This is a genomic window from Thalassotalea litorea (assembly GCF_005843925.1).
Lineage (GTDB): Bacteria > Pseudomonadota > Gammaproteobacteria > Enterobacterales > Alteromonadaceae > Thalassotalea_A > Thalassotalea_A litorea_A.
Genome location: NZ_VCBC01000007.1, coordinates 92,030 through 108,853, shown reverse-complemented (window position 1 = coordinate 108,853; position 16,824 = coordinate 92,030). Strand labels below are relative to the sequence as shown.

Below are 16,824 nucleotides of genomic sequence, written 5' to 3'. Positions count from 1 at the left end.
AGTTGTAACCTTCTACTGCAACTCACCACTTTCATCTGACCAGGAATTTATTAGTAGTAACTATGCTCGCCACGTTCGTGCTCGGTCATATCCTTGACACCTTTAAGCTCACTACCCATCACTTCCAGTAACTGCTTCTCAATCCCTTCTTTCAAGGTAAAATCAATCTGGCTACAACCATTACAGCCACCACCGAATTGTAAAATCGCGTAGCCATCTTCGGTAATTTCCATTAACGAGCACTCACCACCATGGCCAGCAAGCTGTGGGTTAACTTCTGTTTGCAAGAAGTAACTAACGCGGTCAAATAACGGCGCATCGTCGTCCACTTTACGCAACTTGGCGTTTGGTGCTTTCAAGGTGAGTTGTGAGCCCATTTGATCCGAAACAAAATCAACTTCAGCATCCACAAGGAATTTTTCACTGTCTTTATCAACCAATGCGGCAAAACCGTTATATTCGATGCGAATGTCATCGGCTTCAATAGCCTCAACCGGGCAGTAGGAAACCCCACATTCGGCCTGCGCCGTACCTGGATTTACCACAAATACGCGAATACAGGTGCCTTCGGCCTGTTGTGATAATAGTTTTACAAAATGCTCTTGTGCCGTATCGGAAATTTGGATCATAGTTAGCTTCTCTCGCGCCTGATTTGGTATAGGGGGGCTTGATTCAAGCTCGCAAAGGGACATCTGCGCAGGTTAAGCACCCTATACCTGACTAATTAACTCAAGTATGGGGACTATAATACTATTCTCAAGGGCCAAGAGCTAGAGTTGACGGAGTTTTAAGCGTAATCGATGGCAATTTTGATACAATTTTGTGATGTTTCGACGCTAGCATGGTCGGTAGGAGGAAGTGGAAATTGTCACTCAATGTTCAACGACTTATACGAATTAGTTGAGATTTTGTGGTAATCTTTTCAATTAAAGAAATATTGCGTTGTTGCCAAGCAATTTGCGATAACGATGCAGTCCCCCGTAAATACTTAATCTGATTATTTTTGTATCAGCTTAAGTCAATAATAATAACGGCTACAGAGCCCAAGGAGACGCCACTTGGTTCATTTTTTTAGAGCGGTAGCATTAACTGGTTTGTTTGCATTAGCACCAGTTTTTGCTGAGCCATTGTCCTATTACTTTGAGCAACCTACCTCGTACCACAGCAAGATACCGACGCCGAAAGCGGTATTGGGATTTGATGTCGGTGATCGCCATGTACGTCATGATCAGTTGGTTCATTATTTTAAAGAACTGGCAGATGCCAGTAACCAGGTTCGCTTGCTGTCTATGGGGTACACCACGGAAAGTCGTCAGCAGGTATTGGCGACAATTTCCAGTACCAAAAATTTAAATAACCTTGAACAGATTTTGGCAAACCGACGTGCCGGTAAAAACCAGAACGCCAATGATCCTGTCGTTGTCTGGTTAGGGTATTCCATTCATGGTAATGAAATTTCCGGCTCCCATGCATCCATGCTTACCGCCTATTATCTGGCTGCGGCACAGACCGAAGAAATCAAACAGCTATTGGATGACGTGATTATTCTTATTGAACCGAGCATGAATCCCGATGGCATGGACCGTTTTGTCACCTGGGTGAATACCAATCGCGGCACCAGTTTAAATACCGACCCTGAGCATCGTGAGCATCAGTTGCAATGGCCTTCCGGTCGAACCAATCACTTTATGTTTGATTTAAACCGCGACTGGTTACCGCTTACCCAGGTAGAAAGCCGCAATCGAGTGAAATATTTCCATCAGTTTAAACCGAACGTGCTTGGCGATTTCCATGAAATGGGTAAAGACAGCAGCTATTTCTTCCAGCCGGGGATCCCGAGCCGAACCAACCCATTAACGCCAAAAACGAATATCGAATTAACTCAGGACTTCGCCCGTTATCACGGTGAAGCCTTGGATGCGGATCATCGTTTGTATTTTAGCCGTGAAAGTTTTGATGACTATTATTACGGTAAAGGCTCAACCTATCCCGATATCAATGGTGCTGTCGGTATCTTATTTGAACAGGCCAGCTCTCGGGGCGCTGCAACCACGTCTGATAACGGCGTGTTGACCTTTGGTTTTGGCATTAAAAACCACGTATTAACATCATTCTCAACATTGAAAGCCGCGCAGCAAAATAAGAAAAAATTACATCAATTTCGTACGGATTTTTATGCCGAAAGTGTGGAAATGGCGTCAGATGCGGATTTTTCCGGTTATTTGCTACATGAGCCTGCCGACCGTCAACGTTTAAAAGATTTTTTACGTTTGTTAGAGCAGCACCAGATTCAAAGTTATGCGTTAACGGACACCTATCAATCCGGAAATACTAAGTATCGCCCGGGTAGCAGTTATTATGTCCCGTTAGAGCAACCACAATATCGCTTAATTAAAACCATCTTTGAACAGGTTACAGAATTTAAAGATAACAGCTTTTATGATGTATCTGGCTGGACGCTATCTTTGGCTTACAATCTGGATGTGAAGAAAATCAATCGCGCTCGGGATCTGGACATTGATTCAGAGCCTTTCACCGCAGATCTATTAACCTTACCAGAGCAGAATATGCCCCTTAAAGAAGGTGCATACGCCTACGTGTTTTCCTGGGACGATTATCTGGCGCCGAAGCTTTTAAATGCCCTGTTAAATCAAGGGATAAAAGCGAAAGTGGCGACCAAAGATTTTACCCTGGCCGGTGAAGCGAAAAACGAAGAGCTGAACTTTTCTGCAGGCAGTATTGTGATTCTCTCCGGCTTGCAAAATCGTACCGACTGGTTCGACAAATTAATGGATACCTATCAGCAGTATCATATTGATATGGTGTCGTTAACCACAGGGTTAAGCCTTAAAGGCATTGATTTGGGCAGTTCATCTATGGTGCCATTAGCGCCGGTAAAAGTGATGATGATTGGCGGCCATTCTGTGTCTCAGTATGAAGCCGGTCATATGCTGTATTATCTCGATGATACGTTAGGCGTACCGGTTTCTGTGATTGATGATTATCGGTTAAGCAAAATCGACTTTAACGCCTACACCCATATCATTATGGTGGATGGTACTTACAAAAACATTGGCGAAACGACCCTGGAAAAAATCGAAACCTGGGTCAAAAATGGTGGCGTGATCTATGCGCAAAAACGCGCCAGCAAATGGCTTGCCAGTAAGAATATCTTACAAAGCAGTTTTGTCAGCGACAATGAACTGCAACGCCTGTTTAACACTGACGATCTGACTTACGCCGATAAGCAACAATTAGCGGCGAAAAAACGTATTGCCGGTACCATATTTGCCACCGATATCGATGTGACTCACCCTTTGGCTTACGGTTATCAAAACCCACGTTTACCGATATTTAAAAACTCAACGGTAATCATGGAAAAGGCCTCTCGCCCATTCGTCACCTTGGCCCAGTTTACTGAAAAGCCATTGTTGAGCGGTTACAGTGATGATGCCATGGTCGGTAAGGTCGCAGAAAATACCGCGATCACTGCCCATAATGTCGGCAAAGGCCGGGTGATTGCCAGTACCGAAAATCTGGTGTTTCGTGGTTACTGGCACGGTACCGCGAAAATCGTTGCCAATGCGGTGTTTTTCCCGAAAGCATTTAGCGTTCCGGTAAAACCATAAACCGTTACCGTGGACATGCCATCAGTCATTCAGGCTGATGGCGACACAATATACACTCACCCTAGATACGCCCTGGCGCTTCAGCACCCGGGCAATTTCATTGACCGTTGAACCTGTGGTTAATACATCGTCAACAATGGCAACGTGTTGTGGCAGCCAATGTTTGTCTTTTATATCAAAGGCATCCCGTAAGTTACCTCGCCGCTTTTTCCCACCCAGACCAACTTGTGTGGCGGTTGATGTTTTTCGCCTTAGCAAGTCGTTCGACAAAGGAATATTGCAGATTTTACTCACCTGCCGAGCAATTAATGTGGCTTGATTATATTGCCGGGATTTTAGTCGTCGCCAGTGTAATGGTACCGGCACTAACAACTCCGCCGAGTTTACCCCTTGTTGAAACAATCGCTGCAAATGCGCCGCCAAAAGATAACTCAGCAGGCGCCCATAATCGGGTCTGCGCTGAAATTTAAGGGCGCTTATCCATTGATCCAATGGATGTTGATAGGGGGACAGCACCAATAACGTGTCCAGATATTTACAGGCGATATGATTGGCGATGGCGGGATACTCCAGCAAGTTTGCACCGTCAGCTTGTTGATTGAACACCGGCACGGCTTTTTGGCAATCCGAACACAAAAGCTGGGGAGACTGTTTCCGTTGTTGGCACCACAAGCACGGCCCCATGGTGAGCCAGTGTTGGTAGAGCATTTGCATGCGCGCAAAGGCAGATCGAAACATTGTTGCTGGTATGGTTTCCACTTTTCCCTTCCTTGCGTAAAATGACACTATCTTTCATTGTTTTATCGTATTCGCGGTTCGCGTTTAATCATTAAGAAGTATTACTAAGCATGGCAGAGTTATTAAAGGTTCATCGGCATTCCAATGCATCTGCGCAAACAACCATTGTATTTATTCATGGCTGGGGCCTGAACAGTGCAATTTTTGATCCCGTAAGCAAGCGGCTGGCACAACATTTTCAGGTGATTGGTGTCGACCTGCCTGGTTTTGGTTTAAATCATCAAAATACTTGTCACGACTATGCTCTGGATACCATTACCGATCGCGTTGCAAAAACCTTGCAGGCGGAGCTGTCCGGTAAAGCGGTGCTTGTTGGCTGGTCATTAGGCGGTCTGGTGGCAACACAATTGACCTTGCGCTACCCGCACTTAGTGGCAGGGCTGGTCAGCTTGTGTTCAACGCCAAAATTTCGCGCCGGGGATAGTTGGCCCGGTATCGAGTCGCGATTGTTAACGTCGTTCCATGCTGCGCTTGCTGATGATGCCGGCAAAACCATCAATAATTTCTTAAAACTGCAAGCAATGGGCTCAGAACACGTGCGCCAGGACATTAAAACCATACGCGCATTAATCCATGAGTATCCTTCGGCGAGTATTGAAACACTCGATCATTCATTGAACTTACTAGAACAGGTCGATTTACGAGCTAAGCTAGTCAATATTTCAGTTCCGGTTTTGCGAATGTATGGTCGATTGGATGCGTTAGTGCCGAAGTTAGTGATCCCTCAGGTGGATAAATTATGGCCTGACACCGATACCTATACGTTCGAGCGTGCTTCCCATGCGCCGTTTATTTCCCATAGTGATGAATTTTACACTGTGTTAATGGACTGGATAACTGGTAAGATAAGTGCAGATAACAATAAAAATACCAGTACTGTTAATTAACAGATGCAATTGAAAACGCTGGTATTGATTAGATTTGGTGTAGATAGGCGTTTATGAGTTCTCCTTTAGCAAATTCTCTTTCTCTGCCCTGTGGTGCAACATTACCTAATCGTCTAGGTAAAAGTGCCATGACTGAGGGCCTGGCAGATCCCTGGGATCGGCCCACATCGGCATTAAATACCTTATACGAAACCTGGTCCGAAGGTGGCACAGGGTTGCATATTTCCGGTAATGTGATGATCGATCGTCGCTATCTTGAGCGCGCCGGTAACGTGGTTCTTGAAGACAGCCGCGATCTGCCAAAGTTTAAAGCCTGGGCTGCGGCAGGTACTAAAGGTGGCAATCATTTTTGGATGCAAATCTCCCATCCAGGTCGTCAGTGCCAAAATTTTGTCAATACCCAACCGATTGCCCCTTCGGAAGTACAATTAAAAATTCTCTCTTTTTTCTCGACACCACGGGCGATGACGCAAATTGAAATTGAAGATGCGATTTACCGTTACGCCAATACCGCTCGCCTCGCCAAACAAGCCGGATTTACCGGTGTGCAAATTCATTGTGCCCATGGCTATTTAATCAGTCAGTTCTTGTCGCCAAAAACCAATCTCAGACAAGACCAATGGGGTGGTAGCCTCGAAAATCGCGCCCGTTTCGCTCGTCGCGTTGTTCAGGCGGTTCGCAAAACCGTTGGTGATAGTTTTCCGGTAGCGGTAAAGCTCAATTCCGCAGACTTTCAAAAAGGTGGCTTTACTCAGGAAGACTGTGTTCAGGTTGCGGGATGGCTGGCCGAAGACGGTATTGATTTACTGGAAATTTCCGGTGGCACCTATGAACAGTTGTCATTAATGGGGGTTGAAGCGACAGAAGTCCGGGAAAGTACCCGCCGCAGAGAAGCGTATTTTATTGAATATGCGGAATCGATTAAGGAAAATGCCAAAGTGCCATTGATGATCACCGGTGGGTTTCGTTCCCGCGAGGTGATGGAACGCGCGGTGGAAAGTGGTGAGGTAGACGTGGTTGGTCTGGCAAGGCCATTATGTTCAGAGCCAGGCGTGAGTCAGAAGTTGATTGAACAAAAGGTCGATAGTATCGATGATTTTGAACATCAGTTAAAAATCGGCACTGGCTTTTGGGGCAATAACAGCCCGATCCCTTTAATAAAAACCATGAATACTGTCGGTCAGGTAAGCTATTATTACAAACAAATCATACGGTTATCCAAAGGATTAAAGCCGGACAAAGACTTTAATGTATGCAAAGGTTTTTTCCGTCATTTGTATACGGACATCCAAAATAATCTGGCGCGCAACAAGGCTCAGGGCAAGAAATTGTTTAGTAGTAACTAAGCACTTTTTTAGAAATTTTGGCAATCGCCAGACACAATACGGGGCAATGACCCCGGTAACGGCTACAGATAAGAGTTATTGTTGTATCTATCTGAACGTGTAACACAGCTTGTGGAAGGTTTCCTAAAGCTGAAGGAGACGATAATGCAGCATCAATGGATCGAAAAACTGGACAACTATCTGAGTATCATCGGTGAAAATCCGATATTACACGCGATCGTAATGGTTGTTCTGTTTTGGCTGGCCGCCTGGATTATCGATAAAATCATTTTAGCCTGGGTAAAACGGTTTACCGATAATACCAAAGCCAAATTTGATGACCGTTTAGTCGAGTTGCTGCATACGCCAGTTTTTTACAGCATCTTAATCGTTGGTCTGATTATCGCTACAGGAATTCTTGACCTTCCCGGGCCAATTAGTAAAACCCTGTTCCCAATTTACTACACCATCTTATTCATGCTGTGGACAGTGTTTCTTATTCGATTTACCCGAATCGGCTTGCGACAAATCGCCGACAATGACCGTTATTTTGGTGTCTTGCATCCGCAAACCTTACCTCTGTTTGAAAATCTGGCGCTGTTAATTATTCTCGGCGTCTCTATTTACTATATTTTATCCTCCTGGAATATTGATATGACCGCCTGGTTGGCCAGTGCCGGTATTATTGGTATTGCGGTGGGTTTTGCCGCCAAAGACACCCTGGCAAATCTGTTTTCCGGGGTGTTTATTATGGCGGACGCGCCCTACAAAATTCGCGACTATGTGGTACTTGAAACCGGAGAGCGGGGCGAAGTCACCAATATCGGCTTGCGCAGTACCCGGCTATTAACCCGCGATAATATTGAAGTGACGATCCCTAACTCGGTAATGGGAAACACCAAAGTCATTAATGAATCCGGCGGCCCCAGCACTAACTATCGGATCCGCGCGCAAGTAAGCGTGGCCTATGGCAGCGATGTCGATCAGGTACGAGAAGTGCTGACCGAAGTCGCAGAGCAGGAACCAGAAATGAATGTTTTTCCTGAACCTGTGGTGCGGTTTCGAACTTTTGGTCCATCAGGGCTGGATTTTGAATTGATGGGCTGGATTGAAGAGCCGGCATTTCGAGGTCGCATTCTCGATCAGATCAATACCGCCATTTATAAGAAATTTAATGAATTGGGTATCGAAATCCCCTACTCCAAACACGATGTTTATATTAAGTCGTTTCCCCAGGATATTTCGAACCATAAGGGTTCAGACGACAATGAGCCGGAAGCGGGAATCGAGAAGTAGAAGCACCAGGCTCGACTTTGATTTTATCGGATGTTTACAACCCTAAGTTTTTCGTCATTCCGTAAGCACCGACAATAAACCTTTTCGTCATTCCGGACTCCGATCCGGAATCTCAAGCCAGAGATCCCCATTTTCATGAGGATGACGAATGTGGATTTTGGCGAAATCCCTTTTTCTTGCTGATCCGCTGTCTTTGGTTGTCAGTGTTACCAACACCCCTAACCTTTTCGTCATTCCGTAAGCACCGACAATAAACCTTTTCGTCATTCCGTAAGCACCGACAATAAACCTTTTCGTCATTCCGGACCCCGATCCGGAATCTCAAGCCAGAGATCCCCATTTTCATGAGGATGACGAATGTGGACTTTGGCGAAATCCCTTTTTCTTGCTGATCCGCTGTCTTTGGTTGTCAGTGCTACCAACACCTCTAACCTTTTCGTCATTCCGTAAGCACCGACAATAAACCTTTTCGTCATTCCGGACCCCGATCCGGAATCTCAAATTCAATTACAGATACCGGGCGACCCCGGTATGACGAGGTGAAGATTTCAACTTAAGAGCCGCAACCGCGTCATTCCCTGCCACGACAGGGAATCTAAAGCCAGGTACAAAAAAAGCTCCGTAAAGGAGCTTTTTTAAAAGAAACTTAGAAAGTAAGGCCCTTCGTCGTCATTGCGTCAGCTGTCACCTTGAACCTGACAGCGAGAAGGTTCTGTCACCCGACGATAGTCTCGACTAGTGACACGAGTCAGACTATCGTCCCACCCACAAAAATCACGAACAGTTAGATACCATATTGTTCGCGATAAGCCTTCACACTCTCTAAGTGCTCCTGCATTTCAGGCTTTTCCGCCAAAAAGCTAATCACATCCGTTAAGCTCACAATAGCAACTACAGCAGTGCCGAAATCACGTTCCACTTCCTGAATCGCGCTTAGTTCACCTTTGCCTTTTTCCTGACGATCCAAAGCAATCAATACACCACTTAAATCGGCGCCATTGGCCTTGATGATTTCCATCGATTCACGAATTGCCGTACCAGCGGTGATCACATCATCCACCAGCATAACCTTGCCTTTTAATTCGCTACCGACCAGGTTGCCACCTTCGCCGTGAGTTTTCGCTTCTTTACGGTTAAAGCAATAAGGTACGTCTAAATCGTGATGATCGGCTAATGCTACGGCGGTTGTGGTTGCAATCGGAATGCCTTTATAGGCTGGGCCAAACAATAAGTCGTAGTCGATGTCGCTATCGGCTAGAGCAGCGGCATAAAAACGACCTAATCGCGCCAAATCGCGGCCAGTATTAAATAATCCGGCATTAAAGAAGTAAGGGCTGGTACGTCCGGATTTTAAGGTAAACTCACCAAATCGAAGAACGTTTTTTTCCAGAGCAAATTCGATAAATTCGCGTTGATAATCTTTCATTGTTTATTCCAGTTAGTGCGGGAATGGAGCAAGCTTGAAACAGTCTTAGCTTGCTCGGTATTACGTTAGTTCAATAAACGCTGACCTTATTCGGTCAACCTACTTAGTTTAGATAAGCGCGGTTTTTTGCGCTTCAAACAATTCCATAATGCTGGCTTTGGCCAGTTGCATCATGTCGTTCATTTCATCAAAGCTAAATGGTTCTTCTTCAGCGGTACCCTGTACTTCAATTAGTTTACCGGTATCCGTCATGACCACGTTCATATCGGTTTCCGCTTCAGAATCTTCCGGGTAATCCAAATCGGATACCGGAGCGCCTTTATAAATACCGACAGAAACTGCAGCAATCATATGTTTTAACGGATTGGTTTTGATCGCACCTTTGCTGCGCAAATGATTCAATGCATCCACAAGAGCAACACATGCACCGGTGATTGATGCCGTGCGGGTGCCACCATCGGCCTGAATCACATCACAATCTACGGTGATAGTATTCTCGCCCAGAGCATTTAAATCTACCGCGGCACGCAATGCGCGAGCAATCAAGCGAGAGATTTCTAAGGTACGGCCGCTTTGTTTACCATTGGCAGCTTCACGACGCATTCTGGTATGGGTTGAACGTGGCAACATGCCGTATTCTGCAGTGATCCAGCCTTTACCCTGACCTTTTAGAAAACGAGGCACACCTTCTTCTGCAGTGGCAGTACAAATTACTTTAGTATTACCAAATTCAATCAACACTGAGCCTTCGGCATGACAGGTAAATTGACGGGTGATGGTCACAGGCCGGATTTGTCCGGCAGTTCTTCCACTGGGGCGCATAAGGTGTTCCTTATCTGGTTAAGATTTGGTTTAGGGCAAATTTTGATACGCATTATAGTCGTTCACAACGAAAGATAATAGAGTTTGCAGGCGCTCAATTGGCTGTAAATTCATTCTGTTAGCCTATTGTTACTGTGTTGTTAGTGAGGCTTTCATTGGTTTTGTCTGGCGGTTGGTATGCGCAGCAATAATGAAATATAGTTACAGTTATTATGGTCTTGTAGATAACCCCATATAAACTAAACAGTTATACGCCAAAGATGTTGGCGCGCTGAATGCGCTGTTTCAATTAGCGGTATGGGTTTTTCACACGAAAGGATAAGTCTGCCAAGTTATGAATTTAAACTCCGTGCCGAAATGGCAATTGCTCATCACCGCTCTATTGCTCAGTTGCAGTACTATAAATAGCGCGAATGCCCTGGAAAACGCCCAAGAGAGTGCCAAAGACAGCATGCAACAAACGCTATCTGAGGAAAAAAAGAGTGGTGGTAGCGTGACCACGGTTGAGCCTAGAGATCCGAAAACCGCAAAGATTGCCGAAGCCTTACCCGTCTATTCAAAAATTTATGATGATAGTCGCGATCCCTTTTCCGATGCCATTGCCGCCATCGCGCTGGCGGGGCACAGCAGTAAAAATGTATTAATCGAAATCGGCGGTAACTGGTGTACCTGGTGCCATAAAATGGACGCGTTTTTAGAGCAAAACCCAGATATCTACAAGGCGTTGCACGACAATTTCGTCTTGCTTAAAGTTAACGTGAGTGACAGTAATGAAAACGCCGAGTTTATGGCAGGGTTGCCACCAGTACTTGGGTACCCACATATGTATGTGTCGACTGGTCAGGGTAAAGTGATTTTATCGAAAGATACCGCCGAGTTTTTAGAAGATGGTAACTATTCCAAGCAGGCTTGGATGACCTTTATTCAGCGCTGGCAGTCACAAAACAATGACGCCAATATCAGCTTGCAAGCCAAAAAAAACGCCGAACAATCCAGTGAAACGAATAAAACGGCGCAACCAGTAAATCAGGAAATGGACTAATGGCAAACCCGCACTTCCTCAATTCTGACATCAAGGTTCCCGCAGCAATTCAGGCGCGCTTATCCCGCCGTCAGTTTTTAAAATCGGCGGCGCTGGCATCCGCCGTAGCTTCCGCACCAACGTCATTGGCCATCGCTACCGAAGGCAAATCGGATGCCGATCTGACTGCTGATTTGGCTCCCGATCTATCAAAAGAACCCTGGCGAACCCTTAACAGCGTGCTTGAACATTTATTGCCAAATTCCGACAAAGGCCCTGGCGCGAGAGAACTAAACATTCTCAACTATTTCGTTAACGTGCTTGAGTATCAACCCATTGATAAGGAAGAGAAAACCTTTATCAATAATGGGGTTGGCTGGATCAATGGTTATACCCAGCAAACCTATCAACAGGATTTTGTAACCTTAGGGTTTGAAGATAAAGAAAAATCGCTGCGTACCATTGCCAAATCCCGAGCCGGTGAGAATTGGATCAATACCCTGTTAACCTATTTAATCGAAGGTATGCTGGCGCCAGCCGCCTATGGTGGCAACCCCGAAGGTTTAGGCTGGAAATGGCTTAGCCATCAGGCAGGGTTCCCGATGCCAGATAAAGGCAAGCGATATTATGAGCTCCCGGCTTACGCAAAAATTGATATTAGCGAAATCTCCGATAGCGCTGATAGCAGGGATACCAGTACCACTGGTGATTCTCGTTATTCCAGTAATGAAAACAAAACGGCTGCACTTACCAACAACAAACCAAGAGCGGTAAATCCGGTGCAGAAAAAAGGAATGGCATAATGAAATATGATGCATGCATTGTTGGCTCCGGAGCGGGCGCTTCACCTGTGGCATATACATTGGCCAAAGCTGGTTACAAAGTAGTGGTGCTGGAAAAAGGCCCCTGGCTCGATGAAAAAGATTTCTACAAAGACGAACTTGCCTGTTGTCGTCGCACTACCTATTCGCCAAAACTGGAAGACGAACCCCATGTAATCGAAGAAGAATACGAGAACGATGCCGGCGAAAGCTATTGGCAGGGAGAATCGACGGCCGAATCCGGTTGGGATTTTTGGAATGGCTCTATGGTTGGCGGCTCATCCAATTTAATGAGTGGCTATTTTCATCGCTTAAAGCCGGTGGATTTTCGTCTCAAATCGGAATTCGGTGCCATTAAAGGTGCCAACGTAGAAGACTGGCCAATCAGTTATGAAGAACTGGAACCCTTTTATGATCAGGTGGATCGCGAAGTTGGCGTATCGGGCAAAGTAGTAGAACACCCGCATTTAGAACCACATAAATCCGATTATCCATTTCCACCAACAGCGGAGCACCCGATTTCTTCTTGGATTGATAAAGCGGCTACCGACATTGGCTATCATCCCATTCCAGTGCCAAGAGCGGTATTATCAAAACCGGCCATGGGCCGCAGAAGCTGCGAATATTCCGGTTTTTGTTCCAGCTATGGTTGTTCATCCGGCGCTAAGGGCTCAGGCCGCGCTGCCTTGCTTAACCATGCGGTAGCAACCGGTAATTGCAAAATCATTCCCAATGCCAAAGTGTTTAAACTCGATTCCCAAATGCAAAAATTTGGAACTGGTTCTGACTCAGAACCATCCGTAACCGGCGTGCATTATTACGATCGTAATGGTCGTAAAAAATCCATCACCGCTCGCAAATACATCGTCGCCTGTCAGGCGATTGAAACCTCACGGCTATTATTAGCGTCAAAGTCCGATGCCTTCCCTAATGGCCTTGCCAATAACCATGGTCAGGTGGGTAAAAACATCATCTTCTCTGCCGGTGGCACCGGTCGCGGCGATTTTATGTTTGATGAAGTCAGTAAAGAGCAACAGGATTTATTGCGGGTACGGGGGCCATTTATTAACCGCGCGGTTCAGGATTTTTATGAAATCGAGGATAAGGATTTTGGTGACCGGGCCAAAGGCGGCACCATAGATTTTCTATTCCACCAAAATGCCATTGCCAAAGCCAGTGGCGAACAATGGGACGAAGATGACAATCTGGTTTGGGGCGATGCTTTAAAAGATCGGTTATTAAATGCCTTTAACTACGGCCAGACATTACGCTTTGAAGTGTTTAATGACTGGCTACCAACCGATGATTGTTTTGTCGAGCTGGATAATGAGGTGACCGATAAATGGGGAGATCCCGTCGCGAAAGTTCGCATCGGTGCCCATCAACACGATCTCAAAGTTGGCGAATACCTGGCCGCAAAAGCAGAAAACGTGTTAAAAGCCATGGGCGCCACTAACGTCTATTCCTCGGTGAGCAGTTATCCGCCGCCAAACCTGCAGGCCGGCGGATGCCGTTTTGGCAATGATCCCGCCACCTCGGTTTTAGACAAAAATTGTTGCGCCCACGAAGTGAAAAACCTCTATGTGACCGATGGCTCTTTTATGCCAAGTGGCGGCTCTGTGCCATATACCTACACAATTTACGCCAATGCGTTCCGTGTAGCAAAACACATTGAGCAAGAGTTAAGTACACCTTAATGTTTTTTTACTTAATTCTTCCTTTTGAAAAAGTTAAGTAAAAGCAGGTGGCGTTTGAATAACTCGGTCAATTCGTTTTGACTGAGTTACCAATTAATTTCAATTTCCAAGCTGGATTTTTTACTCTCACTCTCTACCTCCACTTCAATTTCCAGCTCTACCTGCTTAGGCACATCAACATTAATTTTCAAACCATTACGTTCGAAATCTAAGCTGTTGTGCCGCTCCAGTGAATCGGCGATTTGGTGAAGCACTTTTGCCGCCTCTTCGCGGGTTAATTGATACTTTTCTTCAATTTCAAATAATTCCATGTCTGCTCCTCATCGGTTGCTATATGTTGGTATAGCCAGAACCTAGTAAATAAATCGATTGAAATGAAGAATGAGTATAGATAAGTTGCTTCCACCTTCCACCTTCCACCTTCCACCTCCCACCGAAAATACGCGTCCATGCATTTTCGGCATACCGGTCATCCATAACCTTCCCCTTTCTCCTTTCTCCTTTCTCCTTTCATCTTTTCACTTCCTGTTGCATACTTTGCTCAGCAATTGGCACCACAATAGATAACAGTGCTGATTGTCCTTTTATTATTAAATTCACAAATTTTTAAGGACAACTTATGATCCATAGTATGACCGCCTTTGCCCGTAATGAAATTAAGGGCGATTGGGGCAATGCCGTTTGGGAAATCCGCTCGGTAAACCAGCGTTTTCTCGAAACCTTTTTCCGCATGCCTGAGCAGTTCCGCTCATTAGAGCCTATTTTGCGTGAGCGCTTTCGCAAGCAGTTAAACCGCGGCAAAGTAGAATGTAGCCTGCGATTCACCGCCAACCCGGCAGCCAAAAGCAATCTTACCCTGAACACCAAAATGGCCGGGCAGCTCGTGGCGCACGCCAAAGCCCTAATGGATATGGCCGATGTAAAACAGTTAAATCCTGTCGATATTATGAAATGGCCTGGGGTGATGGAAGCCGAAGAAACCGATATGGATACCATCTCGTCTGAGCTTTTAGCCGGTTTTGATAAAGCTCTGGAAGATTTTAAAGCCGCTCGCGCCAGCGAAGGTACGAACATGGCCGCGCTTATTGTCGAACGCTTAGAAGGCATTACTGCCCAGGCCGAAGCGGTGAAAAAGCAAATGCCAGACGTGATCCAATGGCAGCGCGATCGCATTATTGAAAAGTTTAACGACGCCAATATCGAACCCGATTCCGGCCGCGTAGAACAAGAACTGGTATTGCTAGCTCAGAAAATGGATGTCGACGAAGAAATCGACCGCCTGTTCTCTCACGTTAAAGAAACCACCAAAATCCTCAAAAAAGGTGGCCCACAAGGCCGACGCCTGGATTTCATGATGCAGGAATTTAACCGCGAAGCGAACACCCTGGGCTCTAAATCCATCAATACCGATATCACCGCTTCTGCGGTTGAGCTTAAGGTGTTAATTGAACAGATGAGAGAGCAGATTCAGAATATCGAATAGCCTTCTCAAGGTGTCGTAAGATTATAAAAATCACTTTGCAAGGCTTTATCAAAGTATAAACTGCATAAAGATCAGGTGCTGTTCGACCGGGCATTTGCCTATATAAAAGAATATTAAAAAATCAGTGAGCAAAAAATGCAAGTACTAGATGATATTTGGGCTTCAATAAAAGGAAATGCGAAATCTCGTATTAGCGACCCTATTATAGGAACATTTGTAGTTTCATGGGTTTTATGTAATTGGGATCGATTGGCTTTGCTAATTTGGGGAGCGGGTAAACTCGAAGCTAGAATAAATAAAATGTCAAAGGAAATGGCTTTTATAAATGAACCTTCACTTATTTGGAATAATTATGATCTATTAATATTGCCAGCTGTACTGACCATTGTTTACATTTTCTTTTTGCCAATGTTAGCTCATAAGATAGAGAAGGTTGTCAAACCTACGCAAATAAGAAGACATGACCATACAGTTGATTTGGATATCGATAAAGCTATCAAACAAAAAAAACTGAACAAAGCGCACTTAAGGGCCAACCCTTATAACGAATTTTTAGCTCAGGAAGTAAAAATTGATATAGAGCGTGAAAGAGAGGAGCTTGAATTAACTAGGGCTAAGGCAGAGGCCGCAAAAAATATGCAAATTGAATCGAAGGCTAAAGCAACAGCGGCTGAGATTGAATTAGAAAAAGTCGAATTAAAAGCTGAAAGGGATGCAAGAACTCTAGCAATTAGTACAGCAAAACAAAAAGCACAATTAGCCTCACATAGATTTCCTTCTGCGTATTTGTTTATTCATCTACTTTCCAATAGTTTAAAAGATGATGATGTTGTTATGTCACTTCATGGGTTGACTAGGTGTGTTGCAACAATTTTTGGTTATGACGATTTCAATGCTTTATTGAACGATAAGCAATTTAATAATGAAAACTTGGATCTCATGAAGTATATCTTGCTTGATACTGATCGTTTAGCACCAGATTTCTACGAGATATTGGAAGATGAAAATATTGAAGAATTTGACAGTGAGTGGCTTATTAGTCATTTAGAGATGGTCTTTGAACACTTGCCTTATGCGTTAGTTTACCCTGAGACATTGGCTGAAAGAGTACGAGACGAAATTGACGAAAACCGTTTTGAATTGCTAGACCATGATGGTGTGATTGGTGGAATGGCGGAAACAGATACTATTTTTGATGAAGTGGATGAAATCGTTAAAGATAATTTTGAATACGACATGAAGAGTCATGTGTTTGTCGTTTCATTATCTGGAACTGCAAGCGGAAGCCACAGAAAAGAGTCTGACATTCCTGGGCAGAGCGTAGACCTATCAATTGAAGCGAGATGTGGTGCAATTGTCGGTTGTTATGGTTTATCGGACTACGAAATATCGGCCAGCGCCACCCCTACCGATTATAGTGATAGACAATTTTCTATAATGACATAATACACAGCTTTAATATGTCGAGTGGTAACAAAAATGGTTACTATGAAATTAAATTAATCATTAATATTCTACTAGCATTATGTTTTTGCGAGTTATTTTTGTAGGTGTTCAGATCCAGAATATTGAATGATGCTGCTCACAATTAAGTTTTGATTGATGCCCGCTTTTTCCAT

At 44.8% G+C, this 16,824-nt stretch carries 14 protein-coding genes; 9 read left to right on the top strand and 5 right to left on the bottom strand.

Features of this window, described 5'->3' with window-relative positions; genetic code table 11:
• Nucleotides 1-50: 50 nt before the first annotated feature.
• Complete coding sequence (gene nfuA / locus FE810_RS08465; RefSeq protein ID WP_138319615.1) at nucleotides 51-629, bottom strand: Fe-S biogenesis protein NfuA; 579 nt, start codon at nucleotides 627-629, stop codon at nucleotides 51-53.
• Nucleotides 630-1,058: 429 nt separating this feature from the next.
• Here nfuA and FE810_RS08460 point away from each other — a divergent pair, with 429 nt between their 5' ends.
• Complete coding sequence (locus tag FE810_RS08460; RefSeq protein WP_246036994.1) at nucleotides 1,059-3,629, top strand: M14 metallopeptidase family protein; 2,571 nt, start codon at nucleotides 1,059-1,061, stop codon at nucleotides 3,627-3,629.
• A gap of 21 nt (nucleotides 3,630-3,650) precedes the next feature.
• Here the strand turns inward: FE810_RS08460 and FE810_RS08455 are convergent, their stop codons facing one another.
• On the bottom strand, nucleotides 3,651-4,388 hold the full coding sequence (locus FE810_RS08455) for a ComF family protein (protein ID WP_138319614.1): 738 nt from the start codon (nucleotides 4,386-4,388) through the stop codon (nucleotides 3,651-3,653).
• Between the two features lie 89 nt (nucleotides 4,389-4,477).
• Here FE810_RS08455 and bioH point away from each other — a divergent pair, with 89 nt between their 5' ends.
• The 3 genes from bioH (at nucleotide 4,478) to FE810_RS08440 (ending at nucleotide 7,935) form a co-directional block, all read left to right on the top strand.
• Complete coding sequence (gene bioH, locus FE810_RS08450) at nucleotides 4,478-5,314, top strand: pimeloyl-ACP methyl ester esterase BioH (protein WP_138319613.1); 837 nt, start codon at nucleotides 4,478-4,480, stop codon at nucleotides 5,312-5,314.
• Nucleotides 5,315-5,367: 53 nt separating this feature from the next.
• Complete coding sequence (locus FE810_RS08445) at nucleotides 5,368-6,660, top strand: NADH:flavin oxidoreductase/NADH oxidase family protein (RefSeq protein ID WP_138319612.1); 1,293 nt, start codon at nucleotides 5,368-5,370, stop codon at nucleotides 6,658-6,660.
• 144 nt (nucleotides 6,661-6,804) lie between these two features.
• A complete protein-coding gene (locus FE810_RS08440) occupies nucleotides 6,805-7,935 on the top strand; it encodes a mechanosensitive ion channel family protein (RefSeq protein ID WP_138319611.1) in 1,131 nt (376 codons plus the stop codon).
• Between the two features lie 784 nt (nucleotides 7,936-8,719).
• On the opposite strand, the gene pyrE is transcribed toward FE810_RS08440, so the two are convergent.
• Together pyrE and rph are read right to left on the bottom strand one after the other, a co-directional pair.
• Nucleotides 8,720-9,361, bottom strand: coding sequence for an orotate phosphoribosyltransferase (gene pyrE, locus FE810_RS08435; protein ID WP_138319610.1), 642 nt, complete (start codon nucleotides 9,359-9,361; stop codon nucleotides 8,720-8,722).
• Nucleotides 9,362-9,469: 108 nt separating this feature from the next.
• The gene (gene rph, locus FE810_RS08430) at nucleotides 9,470-10,183 is read right to left on the bottom strand and encodes a ribonuclease PH (protein WP_138319609.1); all 714 of its coding nucleotides are present in this window, start codon (nucleotides 10,181-10,183) and stop codon (nucleotides 9,470-9,472) included.
• A gap of 334 nt (nucleotides 10,184-10,517) precedes the next feature.
• On the opposite strand from rph, the gene FE810_RS08425 reads away from it, so the two are divergent.
• Genes FE810_RS08425 through FE810_RS08415 form a run of 3 tightly spaced genes read left to right on the top strand, consistent with a single transcriptional unit; the run spans nucleotide 10,518 to nucleotide 13,722 of the window.
• Entirely contained in the window at nucleotides 10,518-11,225 is a 708-nt protein-coding gene (locus tag FE810_RS08425; RefSeq protein WP_246036993.1) for a thioredoxin family protein, read from the top strand.
• Nucleotides 11,225-12,007: a gluconate 2-dehydrogenase subunit 3 family protein gene (locus tag FE810_RS08420; protein WP_138319608.1), complete on the top strand. Its 783-nt coding sequence runs from the start codon at nucleotides 11,225-11,227 to the stop codon at nucleotides 12,005-12,007. Before FE810_RS08425 ends, FE810_RS08420 begins: the two co-directional genes overlap by 1 nt.
• Nucleotides 12,007-13,722, top strand: a complete 1,716-nt coding sequence (locus FE810_RS08415) for a GMC family oxidoreductase (protein WP_138319607.1) — start codon at nucleotides 12,007-12,009, stop codon at nucleotides 13,720-13,722. Before FE810_RS08420 ends, FE810_RS08415 begins: the two co-directional genes overlap by 1 nt.
• A gap of 86 nt (nucleotides 13,723-13,808) precedes the next feature.
• Here the strand turns inward: FE810_RS08415 and FE810_RS08410 are convergent, their stop codons facing one another.
• Nucleotides 13,809-14,033, bottom strand: a complete 225-nt coding sequence (locus FE810_RS08410; RefSeq protein WP_138319606.1) for an amphi-Trp domain-containing protein — start codon at nucleotides 14,031-14,033, stop codon at nucleotides 13,809-13,811.
• 308 nt (nucleotides 14,034-14,341) lie between these two features.
• On the opposite strand from FE810_RS08410, the gene FE810_RS08405 reads away from it, so the two are divergent.
• Nucleotides 14,342-15,205, top strand: a complete 864-nt coding sequence (locus tag FE810_RS08405; protein WP_138319605.1) for a YicC/YloC family endoribonuclease — start codon at nucleotides 14,342-14,344, stop codon at nucleotides 15,203-15,205.
• A 135-nt stretch (nucleotides 15,206-15,340) separates the two neighbouring features.
• A complete protein-coding gene (locus FE810_RS08400; RefSeq protein ID WP_138319604.1) occupies nucleotides 15,341-16,651 on the top strand; it encodes a hypothetical protein in 1,311 nt (436 codons plus the stop codon).
• The last annotated feature ends 173 nt before the right edge of the window (nucleotides 16,652-16,824 follow it).